At 61.8% G+C, this 19,233-nt stretch carries 19 protein-coding genes and 1 other RNA gene; 12 read left to right on the forward strand and 8 right to left on the reverse strand.

Going from position 1 to position 19,233, the window contains the following annotated elements; genetic code table 11:
• The first annotated feature begins 15 nt into the window (after positions 1–15).
• The 11 genes from VCK47_RS02435 to VCK47_RS02485 all read left to right on the forward strand — a co-directional run bounded on the left by VCK47_RS02435 (position 16) and on the right by VCK47_RS02485 (position 7,922).
• The gene (locus tag VCK47_RS02435) at positions 16–621 is read left to right on the forward strand and encodes an SCO family protein (RefSeq protein WP_322889134.1); all 606 of its coding nucleotides are present in this window, start codon (positions 16–18) and stop codon (positions 619–621) included.
• Between the two features lie 60 nt (positions 622–681).
• On the forward strand, positions 682–2,031 hold the full coding sequence (gene hemN / locus VCK47_RS02440; RefSeq protein ID WP_322889135.1) for an oxygen-independent coproporphyrinogen III oxidase: 1,350 nt from the start codon (positions 682–684) through the stop codon (positions 2,029–2,031).
• 48 nt (positions 2,032–2,079) lie between these two features.
• Positions 2,080–2,436, forward strand: a complete 357-nt coding sequence (locus VCK47_RS02445; RefSeq protein WP_322889136.1) for a DUF4345 family protein — start codon at positions 2,080–2,082, stop codon at positions 2,434–2,436.
• Positions 2,422–2,771, forward strand: a transfer-messenger RNA (tmRNA) gene (gene ssrA, locus VCK47_RS02450). The genes VCK47_RS02445 and ssrA overlap by 15 nt, the downstream gene beginning before the upstream one ends.
• 65 nt (positions 2,772–2,836) lie before the next feature.
• The gene (locus VCK47_RS02455) at positions 2,837–3,586 is read left to right on the forward strand and encodes a phytochelatin synthase family protein (protein ID WP_322889137.1); all 750 of its coding nucleotides are present in this window, start codon (positions 2,837–2,839) and stop codon (positions 3,584–3,586) included.
• Positions 3,587–3,623: 37 nt separating this feature from the next.
• Complete coding sequence (locus VCK47_RS02460; protein WP_322889138.1) at positions 3,624–4,271, forward strand: DUF1194 domain-containing protein; 648 nt, start codon at positions 3,624–3,626, stop codon at positions 4,269–4,271.
• Positions 4,272–4,282: 11 nt separating this feature from the next.
• Positions 4,283–5,533, forward strand: coding sequence for a chromate efflux transporter (gene chrA / locus VCK47_RS02465; RefSeq protein ID WP_322889139.1), 1,251 nt, complete (start codon positions 4,283–4,285; stop codon positions 5,531–5,533).
• Positions 5,534–5,593: 60 nt separating this feature from the next.
• Complete coding sequence (locus VCK47_RS02470) at positions 5,594–6,058, forward strand: SspB family protein (protein WP_322889140.1); 465 nt, start codon at positions 5,594–5,596, stop codon at positions 6,056–6,058.
• Between the two features lie 65 nt (positions 6,059–6,123).
• Positions 6,124–7,515 carry a class II fumarate hydratase gene (fumC, locus tag VCK47_RS02475; protein ID WP_322889141.1) on the forward strand — a complete coding sequence of 464 codons (1,392 nt, stop codon included), beginning with the start codon at positions 6,124–6,126 and terminating at the stop codon, positions 7,513–7,515.
• Positions 7,512–7,688, forward strand: a complete 177-nt coding sequence (locus VCK47_RS02480) for a DUF4169 family protein (protein WP_322889142.1) — start codon at positions 7,512–7,514, stop codon at positions 7,686–7,688. The genes fumC and VCK47_RS02480 overlap by 4 nt, the downstream gene beginning before the upstream one ends.
• Entirely contained in the window at positions 7,689–7,922 is a 234-nt protein-coding gene (locus tag VCK47_RS02485; RefSeq protein ID WP_322889143.1) for a ribbon-helix-helix domain-containing protein, read from the forward strand.
• Here VCK47_RS02485 and VCK47_RS02490 read toward each other — a convergent pair.
• The 4 genes from VCK47_RS02490 to VCK47_RS02505 all read right to left on the reverse strand — a co-directional run bounded on the left by VCK47_RS02490 (position 7,907) and on the right by VCK47_RS02505 (position 11,819).
• Complete coding sequence (locus VCK47_RS02490) at positions 7,907–8,152, reverse strand: hypothetical protein (RefSeq protein ID WP_322889144.1); 246 nt, start codon at positions 8,150–8,152, stop codon at positions 7,907–7,909. The two genes, VCK47_RS02485 and VCK47_RS02490, sit on opposite strands and share 16 nt — an antisense overlap.
• Positions 8,153–8,401: 249 nt before the next feature.
• Positions 8,402–9,760 carry a cytochrome P450 gene (locus tag VCK47_RS02495; protein WP_322889145.1) on the reverse strand — a complete coding sequence of 453 codons (1,359 nt, stop codon included), beginning with the start codon at positions 9,758–9,760 and terminating at the stop codon, positions 8,402–8,404.
• Positions 9,757–11,034 carry a hypothetical protein gene (locus VCK47_RS02500; RefSeq protein WP_322889146.1) on the reverse strand — a complete coding sequence of 426 codons (1,278 nt, stop codon included), beginning with the start codon at positions 11,032–11,034 and terminating at the stop codon, positions 9,757–9,759. The genes VCK47_RS02495 and VCK47_RS02500 overlap by 4 nt, the downstream gene beginning before the upstream one ends.
• A gap of 29 nt (positions 11,035–11,063) precedes the next feature.
• Positions 11,064–11,819, reverse strand: a complete 756-nt coding sequence (locus VCK47_RS02505; RefSeq protein ID WP_322889147.1) for a cytochrome c biogenesis CcdA family protein — start codon at positions 11,817–11,819, stop codon at positions 11,064–11,066.
• Between the two features lie 93 nt (positions 11,820–11,912).
• On the opposite strand from VCK47_RS02505, the gene VCK47_RS02510 reads away from it, so the two are divergent.
• Complete coding sequence (locus tag VCK47_RS02510; protein WP_322890011.1) at positions 11,913–12,140, forward strand: sulfurtransferase TusA family protein; 228 nt, start codon at positions 11,913–11,915, stop codon at positions 12,138–12,140.
• Positions 12,141–12,282: 142 nt separating this feature from the next.
• Here VCK47_RS02510 and VCK47_RS02515 read toward each other — a convergent pair whose 3' ends face one another.
• The 4 genes from VCK47_RS02515 to VCK47_RS02530 form a co-directional block, all read right to left on the reverse strand.
• Positions 12,283–14,898, reverse strand: a complete 2,616-nt coding sequence (locus VCK47_RS02515; protein ID WP_416236638.1) for an Rne/Rng family ribonuclease — start codon at positions 14,896–14,898, stop codon at positions 12,283–12,285.
• Between the two features lie 393 nt (positions 14,899–15,291).
• Entirely contained in the window at positions 15,292–16,104 is an 813-nt protein-coding gene (locus VCK47_RS02520; protein WP_322889149.1) for a hypothetical protein, read from the reverse strand.
• Positions 16,104–17,438, reverse strand: coding sequence for a sigma-54 dependent transcriptional regulator (locus VCK47_RS02525; protein ID WP_322889150.1), 1,335 nt, complete (start codon positions 17,436–17,438; stop codon positions 16,104–16,106). The genes VCK47_RS02520 and VCK47_RS02525 overlap by 1 nt, the downstream gene beginning before the upstream one ends.
• Before the next feature lie 9 nt (positions 17,439–17,447).
• Complete coding sequence (locus VCK47_RS02530; protein ID WP_322889151.1) at positions 17,448–19,202, reverse strand: sensor histidine kinase; 1,755 nt, start codon at positions 19,200–19,202, stop codon at positions 17,448–17,450.
• Positions 19,203–19,233: the final 31 nt, after the last annotated feature.

The raw sequence follows: 19,233 nt of genomic DNA on the forward strand, positions 1-19,233 counted from the left end.
CCGAAAGGAAACCACATGAAATCTGTCATCATCGGTTCAAGCGCTATGGCCGTCGCCGTCGGTCTGGGGGTCTACACCTGGCAGACCACCAACGCAGCAACAGACCCTTGCGGGAACACCACCGTCGCGGGTGCGACCATCGGCGGGCCTTTCGAGCTGGTCTCGGAAACCGGCGAAACCGTCACCGACCGCGATGTCATCACCAAGCCGACGCTGGTCTATTTCGGCTATACGTTCTGCCCCGATGTCTGCCCGCTGGACACGATGCGCAACGCCATTGCGGCCGATATCCTTGCCGAACAGGGTGTCGATATCGGCACGGTGTTCATCTCGGTCGATCCGGAACGTGACACGCCGCAGGTCTTGGCTGACTTCACCGACAATTTCCACGCCGATATGATCGGGCTGACCGGCAGCCCCGAACAGGTGCGCGCGGCGTCACAGGCCTACAAGACCTATTACCGCGCGGTCGAGGGTGACCCCGAATTCTATCTGGTCGACCATTCGACCCAGACCTATCTGATGTTCCCTGAGACCGGCTTTGCCACCTTCTTCCGGCGTGACACACCTGCCGAACAGGTTGCCGAAATCACTGCTTGTTTCGCAGGCCAGCTGACCTGATTTTTCAGCCTTATTGATCTGGCGCAATAAAACGCGCCGGATCATCTGCAAAATGGCCGTATGGATCATATTGCAAATCTGCGCCGCATGGGCCTGTTCGATGCGCGCGTGCCCCGCTACACCAGCTATCCGCCCGCCACCGCGTTCAACGTGAGCGTGGGGAGCGACTTCCAGCGCGACAGCCTTGCCGCACTTGACCCCGCCGTGCCGGTGTCGGTCTATCTGCATATCCCGTTTTGCGAACGGCTCTGCTGGTTCTGCGCCTGTGCCACGCAAGGCACGACCACGCTGAAACCGGTCGAGAATTATGTCCGCGTCGTCCGCAAGGAACTGGCGCTGCTGGCGCGCGCCCTGCCCGCCGGTATCCGTATGGGACAGATGCATTGGGGCGGCGGCACGCCGACGATCCTGCCGCCGGACATGATCCGCGATCTGGCACAGGCGGTGATGGATGTGATCCCGCCCACTGATGATTTCAGCTTTTCGGTCGAGATTGACCCGACCTTGGTCGATGATGCCAAGATCGCAATGCTGGCCGAGATGGGCATGACCCGCGCCAGTATCGGGATTCAGGATTTTAGCCCCGATGTGCAGGCGGCCATCGGGCGCGAACAAAGCTTTGCGGTAACCAAAGCCTGTGTGGACAGCCTGCGCGCGGCGGGGATCACCTCGCTCAACGCCGATCTGGTTTACGGGCTGCCGCACCAGACGCCTGCCAAGCTCGCCAACACCATCGCGAAAGTGCGCGCACTCGACCCCGACCGGATCGCGCTGTTCGGTTATGCGCATGTACCGAATTTCTCCAAACGCCAGAAACTGATCCCCGATGCGGCCCTGCCCAAGGAAGAAGACCGCTATGCGCTGGCCCAACAGGCGGCAAAAGCCTTTGAAGGGTCGGGCTATCTGCCCATCGGGATCGACCATTTCGGCAAACCCGCCGATAGCCTGACACAAGCCATGCAGCAGGGCCGCCTGCGGCGCAATTTCCAAGGCTATACCGACGACACCTGCCCTACGCTGATCGGGATCGGCGCTTCGTCGATTTCGCAATATGACGGCGGCTATGTCCAGAACGCCGCCGCCACCGCCGCTTATATCGCGCGGATCGAGGCGGGCGATCTGGCAGGGCATCGCGGCTATGCGATGGGGCCGCGGGACAGGCTGCGCGCGCAGGCGATCACCATGCTGATGTGCGATTTCGAGATTGATCTGGCCGTGCTGGACCAGCACCCCGAAGCGGCGGTTCTGACCCCCGTGCATCGCGCGGTGCTGGACCAGTTCGCGGGTATGGTGGTGCAGGAGGGCGACCGCATCCGCATTCTGCCGCAAGGCCGCCCGCTGACCCGGATCATCGCCAATGCCTATGACGGGTTCAACGCCATGGAAGCGCGCTATTCCCAAGCCTCTTGATCTGGCGGACAGTTGCGCCAGCTTAAAGGCTGAACAAGGGAACAGGCCATGGACATCATCAATATCATCTTTGCGCTGGCCAGTATCGGGCTGGGTGTCTTTGGCTGGCTTGCCCCGCGCTATACGCTGGAAACGCTGGATTTGCAGGCAGGACCTACGGGGATGGGCCCGTCGGAAATCCGCGCCTCTGCGGGGGCCTTGTTCGTGGGTATGGGTGTGGGCGCGCTGATCCTCGGCGGGCCTGTCGCCTATGCGATGCTGGGCTTTTGCTGGCTGGGGGCTGCCGTGGGGCGGGCGACCTCGCTGGCGCTCGACGGCACATCGCGCAAGAAATGGACCTTCTTCGGGGTCGAGGCTGTGGTGGGTCTGGGCGCGCTGGCGCTGAACCTGCCCCTTGCAATGTGACCGCAGACCACCTAATTCTGGAATGTCCTTCGGGACTATGGACATAAACGCGCTCGTAATACGCGGATCGGACCCGGGGGCGGTACCCGGCGTCTCCACCAAAAACTGCTCATTTGGCAGCCATGGGGACGAAACAGGATCGACGAACGTCTAAAGGGGTTTGCTTTGTCTCGGTGAGTTACCACCGTTATCGGTACAAAAAAGCTAGTTGCAAATGACAACAAAGCACCAATGGCGATGGCTGCGTAAGCAGTCGGAACTATTGAAACCTTAAGTCCTATGGTTTTGCGACCATAGGCGGGGTCCGCAGGTACCTGGCAACAGAAACCTGCACCTTCCCCCTTTCCAAATCCGAAAATCCGGCGCTAACCTGATCCATCATCACCTGTTGGAGCGTGCCATGTCCCGTTATCTTGCCACTGCCGCCGCCCTGTTCATCGCGGCCCTGCCTGCCGTTGCGCAGGAAGAAGACGACTATGCCAAGCTGGGCCCCGATGCCCTGATCTTCACCGCCGACACGACCTATCTGCGCAACGCCCCTGCCCCCGATTACTGGGCGTTTTCGGCTTTCGTCAAACCGCAATTCAGCACATCCGCCTGTTCCATCGCGACCGTGACGGCGGCGATCAACGGGCTGATGGGCCAGCCTGAATGGGCGTCACAAACAATCATGACGCAAGAGGAACTGCTGGACCTGACCGGTAACGCCGAATGGGCCGCGGTGTCCGCCGAAGGCGGCGACGGCGTCACGTTCCAGCAACTCGTGGATTTTACCGGCGAGGCGCTGACGGCTGTCGATCTGCCGTCCAATATCACCTATTACCAGCCCGCAGCGGTCGATGCGGATACCAAGGTGCAGATCATCGACATGCTGGCCACCAACGAAGCCAGCGCCGATGACGCCATCATGGTCTATTTCAACCAAGGCGTTGTGACCGGCGATTGGGACGGTCCGCATATCGCGCTGATCGGGGCCTATGACGCGGCCAACGAACGCGTCCTGATCCTTGAAGTCGATCAACACTGGTATGTGCCCTATTGGACATCCGTCGATGTGCTGCTGGACGCGATGGTCAAACCCACATCCGCCGAACATGGCGTCTTGGAGGGCGAGACTGGCGGTTTCGTGATGATCGCCACGGCAGGCTGAGGCTTGCCAAACAGGATCGGGGCAAGGATGCTGCCTTATGCGTTGTCTTGCCCCGCTATTGTTCGCCCTGTCGCTTGGCCCCGCTGCAGCCTGTGAAACGGCATTGTTGCTAACCATAGATGTGTCCAACAGCGTCGATACCGCCGAATATCGCCTGCAGACCGACGGGTTGGCCGATGCTTTGCGTGATCCCGCAATCGTGGACATCATGGTGCGCGATCAAGTCGCTGTCGGCGTTGTGCAATGGTCCGGCGTGGCTGAACAGGTCGTTTCGATCCCGTGGGAACGGATTACCAACGCCGGACAGGTGGAAATCCTGTCGCAACGGGCGCGCAGCATGGACCGTGCCTTTGTGCTGTCAGGGACCGCCACCGCCGAGGCGCTTTTGTTTTCGCTTGCGCAATTCGACGCTGTAGCCGACTGCAAACGCAAGGTGATCGACATTTCCACCGACGGCACCGCCAATGCGGGCAGCGATGTGCGTCTTGTACGGGCGCGCGCCGAACGGGCGGGTGTCACGATCAACGGAATCGGGATCGAAAGCATGGGGCGAACCATTACAAACTTTTTACAAACCTCGGTCATCACGCGGGACGGGTTTGTGATGACGGCCCGCATGCATCAGGATTATCCGGCAGCGATCAGGGCCAAGATCCTGCGCGAAATCTCCAGAGTGATCGGCTAGGACTTGGACCATTGAAAGAACTCTTCGCGGTCTTTGGCCGGATCGGGCTGTTGTCCTTTGGCGGGCCTGCGGCGCAAATCGCGCTGATGCATCAGGAACTGGTGGACAAGCGCGGCTGGCTGACCGAGGCGCAATTCCTGCGCGCGCTGTCGTTCTGCATGTTGCTGCCGGGGCCAGAGGCGATGCAGCTTGCCACCTATGCCGGATGGAAGCGCGGCGGCGTGGTCGGCGGGCTGATCGGCGGCGGCTTGTTCGTGCTGCCCGGTGCCATCGTGATCGCGGCCTTGGCGCTGCTTTACGGGGCCTATGGCACCCTGCCCGTCGTGCAGGCGCTGTTTGTGGGCGTGAAGGCGACGGTCATCGTCATCGTCATTGCGGCGCTGATCAAGATCGCGGGCCGCGCGCTGGTATCCCGCGCGCATGTGCTGATCGCGGTTGCGGCCTTTGTTGCGCTGTTCTTTTTCGCCATCCCGTTTCCGGTCGCCGTCCTCGTCGCGGGGATCGCGGGCGCGTTGATGCAGCATGACAGGACTACAACCGCCGCACCACCGGGCGGCGGATTACGACAGGCGGCAAAAGTGCTGCTGATCGGGGGCATTCTGTGGGCCGCACCTGTCGTGGTCGTGGCCTTGTCGGGCAGCACGTTCCTGCTGGATATCGCCGCCTTCTTTTCACTAATGGCGGTGGTCACATTCGGCGGGGCCTATGCGGTCTTGGCCTATATGACCCAAGAGGTCGTCTTTTCCTACGGCTGGTTGACGACACCGCAAATGATGGATGCGCTGGGCCTGGCCGAGACAACACCCGGCCCGCTGATCCTTGTCACGCAATTCGTGGCCATGGTGGCAGGTCTGGCCCAAGGTGGCACCGCCTTGGCGCTGGCGGCGGGGGCGCTGACGCTGTGGGTGACATTCGTGCCCTGTTTCATCTGGATTTTCGCAGGCGCGCCGCTGATCGACTGGCTCGACAGCCGCCCGCGCCTGCGTGCCGCGCTTGCAGGGATCACGGCGGCGGTCGTCGGGGTCATCGCAAACCTGTCACTCTGGTTCGCGCTACATGTTGTCTTCGCCACCGTCACCCGCTTTGAAGCCGGTCCAATCAGCGTGATCGTCCCTGATCCGGCAACAGTTCAGCCCTTGGCCATCGCGCTGACCTTGCTGGCGGGCGTTCTTTTACTGCGTCTCAAATGGTCACTTTTGACGGTTCTGCCGCTGACAGCGCTTGTTTCACTGGGCGCGGCCTTTGCCTTGGGGACGGTCTGACTGCCTCTTTTCTTGCCCGTAGAATCCCCTATGCTGGCCCCGAACGACAGGAGAAGCGCTGTGCCCGATACCATCGATTATGGAAACCTGATGCACCGCGCGATGCGTGGCCTGATCCAGCAAGTTCTGGAACGTGTCGCCAAGACCGGCCTGCCCGGGAACCACCATTTCTTTGTCACTTTCGACACGATGCACCCCGATGTGGAAATCGCCGACTGGTTGTCGGACAGGTATCCCGGCGAGATGACCGTGGTGATCCAACACTGGTTCGCCAATCTGGAGGTCACGGATGAAGGGTTCACCATCACGCTCAATTTCGGCGACAACCCCGAAACGCTTTATATCCCCTATGACGCGATCAAGACCTTCGTCGATCCCTCCGTCGAATTCGGCCTGCGGTTCGAGACGCAGGAGGAACCAGAAGTCGCCGAAGCGCCGATGCACGAGATGGCCGAACCCGACGACACCAAGCCCGGCGCACGCAAAGAGGCCGAGGTCGTCAGCCTCGACAAGTTCCGCAAATAGCATGGCTTGCGCAGGGCGCGTCCCCTGCTAAAACCCTTTGGACCGTTGAACCAAAGGATCCTGCCATGACCGCGACCCGCATTGAAACCGACAGCTTTGGCCCGTTGGACGTCCCCGCCGACCGCTATTGGGGTGCGCAGACGCAACGCTCGATCCTGAACTTTCCGATTGGTTGGGAAAAGCAGCCTGTCGCCATCGTGCGCGGCCTTGGCGTGATCAAACAGGCCTGTGCTATCGCCAACAAGGACCGCGGCAAACTGGACGCCAAACTGGCCGATGCGATCATCGCGGCGGCGGCAGAGGTTGTGGCAGGCAAACTCGATGATCATTTTCCGCTCGTCGTCTGGCAGACAGGGTCCGGCACCCAATCGAACATGAACGCCAACGAGGTGATCAGCAACCGTGCCATCGAAATGCTGGGTGGCGTGATCGGGTCCAAGGACCCTATCCACCCCAATGACCATGTGAACATGGGCCAGTCGTCCAACGACACCTTCCCGACGGCCATGCATATCGCCATTGCCACCACCGCACATGACGTGCTGCTCCCTGGCCTTGCGAAACTGCATGCGGCGCTGGAGCAAAAACAGCGCGAATTCAACGACATCATCAAGATCGGCCGCACCCATACGATGGATGCGACACCGCTGACCTTGGGGCAGGAATTCTCGGGCTACACCCATCAGGTCGCCATGGGCATCCGCCGGATCAAGGCCGCCCTGCCCGCGATCTATGAACTGGCGCAAGGCGGCACCGCCGTCGGCACGGGCCTCAACAGCCCCGTGGGCTGGGGCGAAACCGTCGCGGCGCATATGGCCGAAATCACCGGCCTGCCCTTTGTGACCGCCCCCAACAAGTTCGAGGCCCTCGCCGCACATGACGCGCTGGTGGAAATGTCAGGCGCGCTGAAAACCGTGGCCGCGAGCCTTTACAAGATCGCCTGCGATATCCGCATGCTGGGGTCAGGCCCGCGCTGCGGCCTTGGCGAATTGATGCTGCCCGAAAACGAGCCTGGATCGTCGATCATGCCCGGCAAGGTCAACCCCACGCAGGTTGAGGCGATCACGCAGGTCTGCGCCCATGTCATGGGCAATGACGCCGCTGTCGGGTTTGCAGGGTCGCAGGGGCATTTTGAACTGAACGTGATGAAGCCGATGATGGCCTACAACGTGCTGCAATCCATGCAGCTTTTGGGCGACAGCGCGGGTGCCTTCACCGACAATTGCGTCGTGGGTATTCAGGCCGACCGCACGCGGATCGAAAAACTGATGCGGGAATCGCTCATGCTGGTCACAGCCCTTGCCCCCACGATCGGCTATGACAACGCGACAACCGTCGCCAAGACCGCGCACAAGAACGGCACGACCCTGAAGGAAGAGGCGATCAAGCTCGGGTTCGTGGACGAGGCGACATTCGACCGCGTCGTGCGCCCCGAAGACATGATCGGGCCCAAGTGAAGCCGGTCAACCTCAACCAGGCGCGCAAGGAACGCGACCGCGCGGCGGCCAAGGCCAAGGCGGATGAAAACGCCATCCGCTTTGGCCGCACCAAGGCCGAACGGGTGCTGGATGCCGCGCGGGCGGCACAGGCCAACGACCGCCTGTCGCAGCTGAAATTCGAGGATGACTAGGTGGACCACCGCCGCCCCGCGAAACGGTCACTGACCCTGCGGGGGCATCGCACCAGCGTCACGCTGGAAGATATCTTCTGGAAGGCGTTTTGCGATATCGCACGCCGCGATGCCAAGACAATCAATGGCTTGGCTGCAGAGATTGACGCTGATCGGGGGGATATCGGGCTGGCGTCAGCGATCAGGATCTACGTTCTGGAACGCAGCATGAGGCGCGATCAGTCCTTGGAATAAAGCGCGCCGCGCAGGTTGGACAGACGCGCGACATCCTGCTTTTCGGTCTCGTTCAGTTTGGCGGGCTTGACGGCCTGAACAGGCGCGGCACCCGGCTTGGTCTTGAACAGCTTGGCAACTTCATGCGGGCCAAGCGGCTTTTGGGCGACCGTCGGCTTGTCCGCTTCTTTCTTGCGCCCCAACAGGCGGGCAAGGCCACCTTTGGAAGATCCTGGCAGTGCGATTGTCATGTCATCCTCCTTTACCTTGGTAAGAACGCGGTCTTGCTATCGTGTTTGTGGCATAAACATGGCCAGAGTTCAATCACATCTGCGGCACCAAATCTGATGGGATTTAGGCGTAAGATATTGATTTTAAATACTACTCACCCCTAGAGTGAGTTCTGCGTTAACTAAAATAAGGCAAAATACCGCTCTGCCGTTTCCATTCATGCACTAAAACCGTGCAATCCGTTGATCAACAACCCGTTTGTAAACGATCTATGGCGACCTGCGGGTGATTCGCAGGGAGATTCCATCTCGTGCCCTGACCGTGAGATGCGCCGCAGGGACCGGCACCTGCCCATCGACCGCCGCGAAATGGAACCGGCCCACCAGTTGCGCCAGCAGCACCACACCTTCGATCATGGCGAAACCAGCCCCGCTGCACACACGCGGACCGGCTGAAAATGGCAGATATCCGTCACGCTGTGCGGTCTTGGTTGCGGGGTGCTGCCAACGCGCGGGATCAAATGCGTCGGGCGCGTCCCAGATGCGTTCGTGCCGGTGCAAATGCCACGGCGACAGCACGATCTGCGCGCCCGCAGGCACGGCGCGCGACCGGAACACCGTGGCTTTGCTGGCCTGTCGCACCATCATCGGAACCGGCGGATAAAGGCGCAGCGTTTCGCGGAATACATCGCGGGTGACGCTCATCTTGGCCAGATCGCCGAACTGTCCGTCAAACTGCGCGGCCTCTGCCGCAACCTTGTCCTGCCAGTCAGGATGCGTGGCCAGCAGATACAGCGCCCAAGCCAGCGCCGAGGCACTGGTTTCATGCCCCGCCAGAAAGAAGATCGCGACCTGATCGACCATCTCGGATTTGGAAAAGGTCTTGCCGGTTGCGGGGTCTGGTGTCGTCATGATCTTGGTGGCCAGATCATCGGGCGCAGTGCCCGCCCTGATCTGGTCCAGTCGTGCTTGCGTCAGATCCGCGATAAGACGCCGGATGGCCCGTGCCTCGGCCCGCACACCGCGGCGGAAGAACCTTGGCATCCATCGTGGGCCAGGCAGAAAGGCCGCAAGGTTCAGGATCGGTTGCGCCTGCTGATAGGTCTGAAAGCGCCGGTAAACCTCGCCCGCTGTCGCATCCTCGATCGGCAAGGAAAACAGCGTGCGAAAGATCACATCCGCCGCGACATGGCTGGCGGCGGCGTCAATGGCGCGGGGTGTGTCATCGGCCATATCCGCGAAGCGCGCACAGCCCGCCTGCCCTGCCGCCACGATGCCCGGAAAGGTATCGCGCAGCCGCCCGCCCTCGAACGCGGGGTCGATGATGCGGCGCTGCGCCTTCCATTCCGCGCCATTGGTCAAAAACACGCTGTTGCCCAGCAAGGGGCGCAGGCCCGCGCCGATCCGGTCGGACTTGGGATAGGCGTCGGGATTGTCACGCAGCACCTCGCGCAGCAAGGCGGGGTCGTTGATCAGGAAGGACCGGAAAAACGGCGTGTGGAATTCGGCCATCCACGCGCGGTAGAGCCGTGCTGGCTGCGCCGAGAGAATATCTCGCCGGAACAACCGCATATACCGCCACAGCGACACTTTGTCGGGACGCACGGCAGGCTTGGGCGGCAAGGTCATGGCAGCGCGAGTGAGGTATATTTCGACGCGGGCACATCGATACGGGATTTCGACGGCGCGCGGTCGCGATACCGGTCAGCCAGTGTCAGCGGACCTGCTGTAATCTGGAAATAATCGTAATCCTTGGGCTGGTCAAAGGCGCACAGATACTGGAAATGCAACCTAAAGAACCGCCAGCGCAATGCCTTCCAACGCGCGGCGGACAAGCTTTGCGTGAACGCGGCCGAAATCACCAGAGGCCAGCGTTTGCCGGGCGGCGTGACACCCGTAACCGCGACCGGATCACACAGCGCGAAACAACACCCGTCACCGGGGGCGGTCACATCGACCCAGGTCAGCGCGTCCTGCGTGGCCAGATAGGCGAGGTCCGCACGCAGTTTCTTGGCGCGCGGCAGGAAGGACACCATCGGCACGACATGGCCCAGCGTCAGCAAGGCGAGCTTTGGCCCACTCGCAGGGACATGGCCCGCACGGATCAGATCCGCCACCACGCTGATCGCGAGATGCGCGCCCGAGGAATGGCCGACCACCAGCACCTCATCCACGGGGTCCTGCAAGGCGCGCGCGATCTGGTCGGTGAACTGGTTCAGACGCGCCTCCAGCGCGGGCGGGGTGGCCCCCTCATGCTGCGCGCTGAAAGCGTAGTCATGCATCAGGTAATGCGCAAACAGCCGTTTGTCCTGCGTCTTGAACCAGCGCAGCAGACCAACGGTGACGCCACCGAGGATACCCAGCTTGATCAGCCAAGCGAGCCAGCCAACACCCGCCGCAATTAACCCGCCGCCAAGACCCACCGCAACGACAGCGGCATTCAGCCCCATCTGCACCAGCCCGCCCAGCCACCAGCCCAGCCCGATTGCCAGCAGCAATTGCCCCAGCAACATCCCCACCGGATAAAGTGCCGCGATGATCGGCCCCTTGCGCAGCCACATCAGCCGCCGCAGTGTGCCGCTGCTGATATAGATCCAGGCGGTCTGCACCAGTTGCAGATAGGTCGCGGCCACCGATTGCGCCATGCTGGCGCGCACGATATCCGCCCAGACCAGCACGTCGATACGCGCCTGCGCCACCTGTCCCGCGATCCGGGACTGCACGGTCCAGTGAAAGCTGTCCTCGGGCGCGCCACCCTGCACGGCGATGTCATAGCCGCTGATCGCCGCCTGCGCTGCACTTTCGCTGCGGTAAAGTTCGCGGTAGCGGCGAGGGTGGATCGGGTCGTAGCCCGGAATGTGGAACACCCGGCGTAGGCTGACGGGTCTTATGTCGCTGCTCATCGCCCTGCCCCGGTTATTGCAGCGTCAGTCTAGCCCACGGTCGCGAGGAATGGAAAGCGCTCGAGCAACCAAAAGCTGAAGGCGGCGAACTGTCCGGTGATCATCATCAGACCCACGGTCCACAGGAGCAGGCCCGATGTCGCCTCAATCTGGCGCATATGGCGCTTCATCCATCCCATAACGCCCTTGAGGCGCGGGAAAAACGCCGCGACCAGCAGGAAAGGAATGCCCAGACCCACCGCATAGGCCGCCAGCAGGACCGTGCCGCGCCCGACATCGGCCTCGGATGCGGCAAGGCTGAGGATCGCGCCCAGCACCGGCCCAAGGCAGGGGGTCCAGCCAAAGGCAAAGGCAAGCCCCAGAAGATAGGCGCCAAAGGCCGATCCGCCCTTGTCGCCCGCATCGATCCGCGCCTCGCGGTCCAGAAATCCGATGCGGAACACGCCGACGAAATGCGCGCCCAGCACCATCACGACCAGCCCCGCGACAATAACGAAATATTCCTGCACCCCGATCAGCATCCGCCCCATCGTGGAAAAGGCGATGCCCAGAAGCAGGAATACGGTCGAGAGGCCCAGCACGAAGAACAGCGCTGCGATGAACACCCGCCTGCGGGCGGTCGCAGCCTTTTCCATCTCGCTGACGGACACCCCGCCCATATAGGCAAGGTAGGGCGGCACCACCGGCAGCACGCAGGGGCTGAGGAATGACAAAACGCCAGCCGCCAAGGCGACGATCATTGCGGGCAACAGGCCTGCGTCGAATATCAATCCGGTTTCCAACATTGGCCTGTTCCTAGCCGAGCAGACGAGCCGCGTCACGCCCCCCTGCGTCACATCTTGGTGGACAAAGTGAAACATCCCCCCCAGATTGCCGCCATGACCCATGACGCCGATCTTGATGCCCGCGGACTGCTGTGCCCCTTGCCTGTGCTGAAGGCCCGCAAACGCCTTCGCGCGCTCACCTCGGGTCAGGTGTTGCGGATGGTGGCGGATGATCCGGCGGCCATCATCGATGTGCCGCATTTTTGTGCCGAGGCGGGGCATGCGATGCTGGACTGTCAGGATACAGACGGCGCGCAGGTCTATCTGATCCGCAAGGGGTGAGGGCGGCAGGGGCGCTGCCCCTCGCCCCGGACAGGGTCCGGGTCTCACCCCGGAGTATTTTTGGAAAAAAGAAGTCGAGGGCGAAATAGGAAACGCCGCCCCGGTGTCAGGGCGGCGTTTGAGACGTTGCAGCGTGGAAGCGTTACTTCCCCAGCGACCACCAGCCTTTGCGGCGCGGCTTTTCGGCGGCGGGGGCTGCAGCTGGTTCCGGCTGCGGTGCAGGCGCAGGTTCCGGCATGGCTTCGGGCTGGGTCTCGGCCACAGGTTCCGCTGCCGGTTCCGGAGCGGCTTCGGCCACAGGCTCCGCTGTCTCTGCCGCGACAGGCTCGGCCGGTTTCGGCTTGGCACGGCTGCGGCGCTTGGGCTTGGCAGGCGCGTCCTCGGCTTCGGCCACCGCTGCGGGTTCTGCAGCAGTCTCTTCCGCGACAGCAGGTTTCTTGCGGCTGCGGGTCCGTTTTTTGGGCGCGGCCTCCTCTGGGGCGACCTCTTCGGCCGCAGGCGCATCTTCTGTCGCTGGCGTGTCAGTCACGGCTGCGCCCTCGGTCGCCTGTTCGGGTGCGGCCTCAGGGGATTTGCGGGTCCGCGTGCGGCGGCGCTTGGGCTTGTCCTCGGACGCAGTTTCCGGCGCTGTCTCGGACGCGGCAGAGGCGTCAGCCTCGGCCTCGTCGCCATTTTCGGACGTCTCGGCACCCTCGGCCTGTTGGGCCTCGCCCGCGCCACCCCGCCGCCGCCGACGACGACGCCGCTTGCGCTTGGGCCTGTCCTCACCATCGGCATCGCCGACTTCGGCAGCCGCTTTTGGTGCGGCGGGTGCAACGACGGCCTCTTCTTCCTCGTCATCGGGGGTTTCGACGATCAGGTCGTCATCCTCGTCCTCTTCCATCAGGATCGCGCTGGCGACGATGGGGGCGGCTTCGGGGACGATCCGTGTCGCGGTCTTGAACTTTTCCACCACGAAATCGGGCGAGATCAGCGTCGGGTCACATTCGACCCGCACCGACATGCCATAGCGCGCCTCGATCTCGGCGATGTTCTCGCGTTTGCCGTTCATCAGGAAATTGGCAATTGCGATAGGGGCGCGGACCAGCACCTCTTTGGAACGGGCGCGCACGCCTTCTTCCTCGAGCTGGCGCAGGATCGACAGGGCGACGTTGTCGTCCGAGCGCAAAAGGCCCGTTCCGTGGCAATGCGGGCACATCTGGGTTGTGGCTTCCAGCATGCCGGGGCGCAGGCGCTGGCGCGACATTTCCATCAGGCCGAAACCGGAAATCCGGCCTACCTGAATCCGCGCGCGGTCGGTTTTCAGCTTGTCCTTGAAGCGTTTTTCGACGGCGGCATTGTTCTTGCGTTCGTCCATGTCGATGAAATCGATCACGATCAGACCGGCAAGGTCGCGCAGGCGCAGCTGGCGCGCCACCTCGTCGGCGGCCTCCAGATTGGTTTTCAGCGCGGTCTGTTCGATCGAGCCTTCTTTCGTCGCGCGGCCCGAGTTCACGTCGATGGCGACCAGCGCCTCGGTGATCCCGATCACGATATAGCCACCCGAAGGCAGTTGCACCGTGGGGTTGAACATGCCCGCCAGATAGGTTTCGACCTGATAGCGCGCATAGATCGGCATCGGTTCGGCGTAGAATTTCACGTTTTTCGCATGCGACGGCATGATCATCCGCATGAATTCCTTGGCGGAACGATAGCCCGCCTCGCCTGCGACGATGACCTCGTCGATATCCTTGGAATAAAGGTCGCGGATCGAGCGTTTGATCAGGTCGCCTTCTTCGTAGATTTTCGCGGGCGCGATGGATTTCAGCGTCAGCTCGCGGATCTGTTCCCACATCCGTTGCAGATATTCGTAGTCGCGCTTGATTTCCGCCTTGGTGCGCTGCGATCCGGCGGTGCGGATAATCAGGCCCGCGCCATCGGGCACGGTCATTTCGCTGGCGATTTCCTTGAGCTTCTTGCGGTCCACGGCATTTGTGATCTTGCGGGAAATCCCGCCACCGCGTGCGGTATTCGGCATCAGCACGCAATAGCGGCCTGCCAGCGACAGATAGGTCGTCAGTGCCGCACCCTTGTTGCCGCGTTCTTCCTTGACCACTTGAATCAGCAGGATCTGGCGAACCTTGATGACCTCTTGGATCTTGTAGCGGCGGGGGCGCGGTTTGCGCACGGGGCGCATGTCGTCGATGTCATCGGCTTCGGCCACGCTTTCGATGGCGTCATCGGATGCCGCGTCTTCGATCTCTTCATCAGAAGCGGGGGTTTCGACCGGCGTTTCGCCGACGAGTTCCATCGGCGAGCTACCTTCGAGGTCGTCGTCAAGACCGATCGTCTCGAGCCCTGCCGGATCATCGCCCGATGTCACAACCGCATCGGCGCTGTCGACCGAGGCCGCGCGCGTTTTGCTACGCGTGCGGCGGCGAGGTTGTTTCGGCGCGTCCTCTTCGTCTTCCTCGGCCTTGAGGCTTTCGGCATAGGCGCGTTCTTCGGCCATCAGCGCTTCGCGGTCGGCGACGGGGATCTGGTAGTAATCGGGGTGAATTTCCGCAAAGGCAAGAAAGCCATGACGGTTTCCGCCGTAATCGACGAAAGCGGCCTGCAGCGATGGTTCGACCCGAGTTACCTTGGCAAGGTAGATGTTGCCAGCCAGCTGGCGTTTGAATTGGCTTTCAAAATCAAATTCTTCGACCTTGTTGCCGTCCACCACCACGACGCGGGTTTCCTCCGCGTGGGTGGCATCGATAAGCATTTTCTTTGGCATTTTGTCCATTCGCACATGGCGCGGCCAGCCCCCCCGGGGGTGCGGCCGTCCGCGTGATGTGTCTGATTAGGGCGTGCGTCGCGCGGGCAGATGCCGGGCCCCTCGGGGCCGTCATGGTCTTGCCTGTATGTTGCGCGCGTTGCATCGCGGTTCTTCTCCGACCCCGGACAGCGTCCGAGGCCCGTTCAAGGCCCGGTCGGCGCTGGAGGGCGCGCGGCCAAGGGCGTTTTTCTGACCCCATGGGATCAAATCAGCCGCCACAAAGAGGGTCATAAACCAGCTTCGGGCAGAGAATCTCGATCGGACAACACCGTGCAACCAACGCACGAGCATCCGTAATTCATACATAGGGGAACCTGCGGGCCGATTACAACGATATTTTGCGCGCGCGCCCTAAGGCGCCATATCTGCCAGCTGCGCGTCCAGGGCTTGGGGGTCGCAATCCCGCGCGGCCTGACAGATCGTGCGCACCAGGTCTGCCAGCACGTCATCGGTCCCGCGTACCGGATAATAGACGGTGTTATTGGGGTTATAGGGAAAAGACGGCACATCGGTGTCATAGCGGTGCGCCTGCCACAGACGGTCGTCCTTCAGTGAGACGGACTGTCCTTGCGCCGCAAACAGGATGAACCTTGTCACCTGCCCGCTGGTGTAGGTCTGGCCCGCGTGATCCGGATCGTCCCATTCGCGCACGGACAGCAGCACAAGGTCGGGGGCCGTCACGGTTGCATCGAAATCCGCAAGCCAGTTGCCACTGGCGTCGATATCGACACGGTAGGTGTAATCCGCATCCGCCTGCCAGAACGGCGCGACGATCGTGCCATTGTCGTCGCGCCAGGCGAAATCAGCCCATCCCAGTTCACGGACAGCGCCCGATGCCGTCAAGGCGCGCACAAAGGGAAAGGTGGCAATGCCCATCGGGTCCTCTTCCACCACGACCAGACTAAAGCTGTCGGCAGAGGGTAAAGGACCGGTTCTGTCATTGGTGAAGACTGCGGCGGCCTCGGCCAGCGCTGCCTGTCGCGCCTGCCACCAAGGGACCGTCGCGACAAACAGCAGGGCGATGGCACCGCCCCCGCCGATGATCCAGCGCCGCCGCATCAAAAGCCAAAAGATGACAAGGCCAGCCGCAAGATACAGCACCAGGATGCCATAGGTCACGGCACCCAGCACCAAAGCCAGGCCAAGGCTGGTGCTTTCACCCATCAGGACAGGTAATCGGACCGTTGCAGGCTGTATTTCGCCATCTTTTCGTTCAACGTCCGGCGCGGCAGGCACAATTCGTCCATCACCGCGACGATCGACCCGCGATGCCGCCGCATGGTGTTGTCGATCAGCATCCGCTCGAACGCCTCGACAAATTCCTTGAGCGGTTTGCCTTCGGTTGTCATCGCGGATTTGGAATCCTCGGTTTCGGTCATCAAAAGCGAGGCGATGGACCCGCTGCCGCGCCGGTTTTGCAGCACGGCGCGTTCGGCCACGTTGATCAGCTGGCGCACATTGCCGGGCCATGGGGCCTGCAACAGCTGGGCGGCTTCCTGCGCGCTGACCTGCGGGGCGTCGCAGCCGTATTCATCGGCGAATTGTTCGCTGAGCCGTGTGAACAGCGTCAGGATATCCTCGCCGCGCTGGCGCAGCGGCGGCACGGTGATCCGCAAGGCCGCAAGGCGGTAGAACAGATCGGGGCGCAGCACGCTTTCGCAGGTCTTGTCCTGTTCTTGCAGGTTGCAGATCGCGACGATGCGGGTTTCCGCAGGCGTGCCCTGATCGTTGATTGCGGTCAAAAGCCGCGCTTGCAAGGCATGGCTGAGTGCTTCGATATCTTCGAGCACCAGCGTGCCGCCGCGCGCTTCTTCGATGGCGGGGATCGGTTCGTCGTCATGCGCGGGGCCGAAGATGATGCGCGTTAGCGTGTCTTCGTCATAGGCCGAACAGCTGAGCAGCACGAATTTGCGGTTGGCCCGCGCGCCCACGGCATGCAGCGCATGCGCGACCAGCGTCTTGCCGGTGCCGGTTTCGCCTTCGATCAGGACATGGCCATCGGCCTGCCCCAGATCGAGGATATCCTCTTTCAGCCGTTCCATGCTGGGCGACTGGCCGATGAGTTTTTTCATCAGCGAGGTGCCGTCCGACAATTCCTTACGCAGCGCGCGGTTATCCAGCGTCAGGCGGCGCGCAGTCGTGGCCTTCTTGGCCAGTTCGGTCATCCGGTCGGGGTTGAACGGCTTTTCCAGAAAATCGAAGGCCCCGATCCGCATCGCCTCGACCGCCATCGGCACATCGCCGTGGCCCGTGATCATGATCACGGGCAAGGTGCTGTCCACGCCCTTGAGCTTTTTGAGAAACTGCATCCCGTCCATGCCGGGCATCTTGATGTCGCTGACCACGATGCCGGGATAGTCGCTGCCCAGCCCTTTAAGCGCCTCTTCGGCGCTGGCAAAGGTTTCGGTGTCAAAGCCTGACAGGGCCAGCCACTGGCTGATCGACTGGCGCATGTCCTTTTCGTCGTCGACGATTGCGATCTTCATGACTTTGCTCATCTTGTCTTCCTATTCTGCCGCTGCCTGGCCCTGAATATAGGCCGGCAACTGGACTTCAAATATCGCGCCACCATCCGCCGCGTTACGGGCGGTGAGCCTGCCGCCTAGGTCGTTCACGATCCCCGAGGAGATAGCAAGCCCCAGCCCCACCCCGTCGCCGGGCTGTTTGGTGGTGTAGAACGGTTCAAACAATTCATCGAGATTTTCGATCCCTTCGCCATTGTCATGGATCTGCAGGCTGACGGTATCACCCGCCGCCAGAAGGATCTCGATCGTGGGGTTGGCGGATGTCTTGGTCGCATCCAGCGCATTGCGCAACAGGTTGATGATGACCTGTTCCAGCCGCAACCTGTCGCCCATGATCATTACCGGATCGGTGGGCAGCGTGCGGATGATATTGACCGACCGCGTTTTCAGTTGCGGTTCCATCATCGCCAGCGCGGATGACACGGCAGCGCGTGTGTCCACAGGCTCGAACGCGTCGGACCCTTTGCGCGCATAGGATTTCAACTGCCGCGTGATCGCGCCCATCCGTTCCAGCAAATCATCAATGCGCTGGAAGGATGACAAAGCTTCTTCGGGGCGCTGGCGCTGCAACAGCAGGCGCGCACCCGCCAGATAGGTTTTCATCGCGGCGAGGGGCTGGTTCAATTCATGGCTGACCGCCGCCGACATCTCGCCCAGTGCGGCAAGTTTCGAGGATTGCGCGATGGTCTGTTCGGCGACCTGAAGCGTCTTTTCGACCTTTTCGCGTTCGGCGATTTCCCGCTGCAAACGGCGGTTCAATGCGCGCAGTTCCGCCGATTCGCGCTGGAACAGGACCAACCGCGATGCTGTCTGGCGCGACATGACCCAGAAACTGACCGCCAGAATGATCGCGAAACCCATCACTTGCAAAGCAAGGATACCGTTCACCTTTTCACGCACCGAATCGTAGGTGGTGAAATTGACAATCCGCCATCCCTGATGGGGCACGCGCGCCTCGCGGCGCAGCACGGCCTCGCCGCGCAGATACGCCTCTGCGGGGGACATGGCCCAGCTTTGCGTCGCACGCAGCGCCCGTTCGATGGCAGAAGATGCAGGTTGGCGCGCCAATGCATCGCGTTCCTGCAGGCCGCGCCAAAGAGGCTCTGTCGACATGATGATGGTGCCGTCCGCATCGGTGACGAAAACGGCATCCGTCACCCCCGCCCAGCCCCGTTCCATCCGGCCCACATCGACCTGCACCATGATCGTGCCAAGCACCTGCCCGTTGGATTCGATCATCCGCGAATAGATAAAGGCATAGGCGCCGGTATCCATCCTGTAGGTCGAATAGACCGTACGGTTGCTGCGCAAGGCGTTGACGAAATACGGACGCTCGCTGTGATTGACGCCCAGTTCGTTGCGGTTGGTCGCTGCGACCGCGCGGCCATTGCTGTCGAGCAAGGTCAGGGATGCCGCCCCGATTTCATCGACAAAAGACAAAAGCCGCGCCGTTGAGCGCGAATAATCACTGCTGTTCAGCGCGCTGATCAGTTCGGGATCACGCGCCAGAAGCTGCGGGACGACCGAATTGCGCTGCAGTTCGCTCATCAGATTGGCACTGTAAAGGGCAAGGCGCAGCTCAGAGCGGTTGCTGATCGTCTCGGTATAGCGCTGCGTCATCAATTCGTTGGTGACATACATCACACTGGCCGCAAACACCGTGAACAAGCCAAGTGCGACCCGCAGATACCAGCGGCGCACAGCGCGTTTCGACCCTTGTGGCACAGTATCAACCATCGCCAGACTTTACGGCCAGCGGGCCTGCGCG

This window comes from Yoonia sp. 72 (assembly GCF_034652275.1).
In the GTDB taxonomy this organism is placed as follows: Bacteria; Pseudomonadota; Alphaproteobacteria; order Rhodobacterales; family Rhodobacteraceae; genus Yoonia.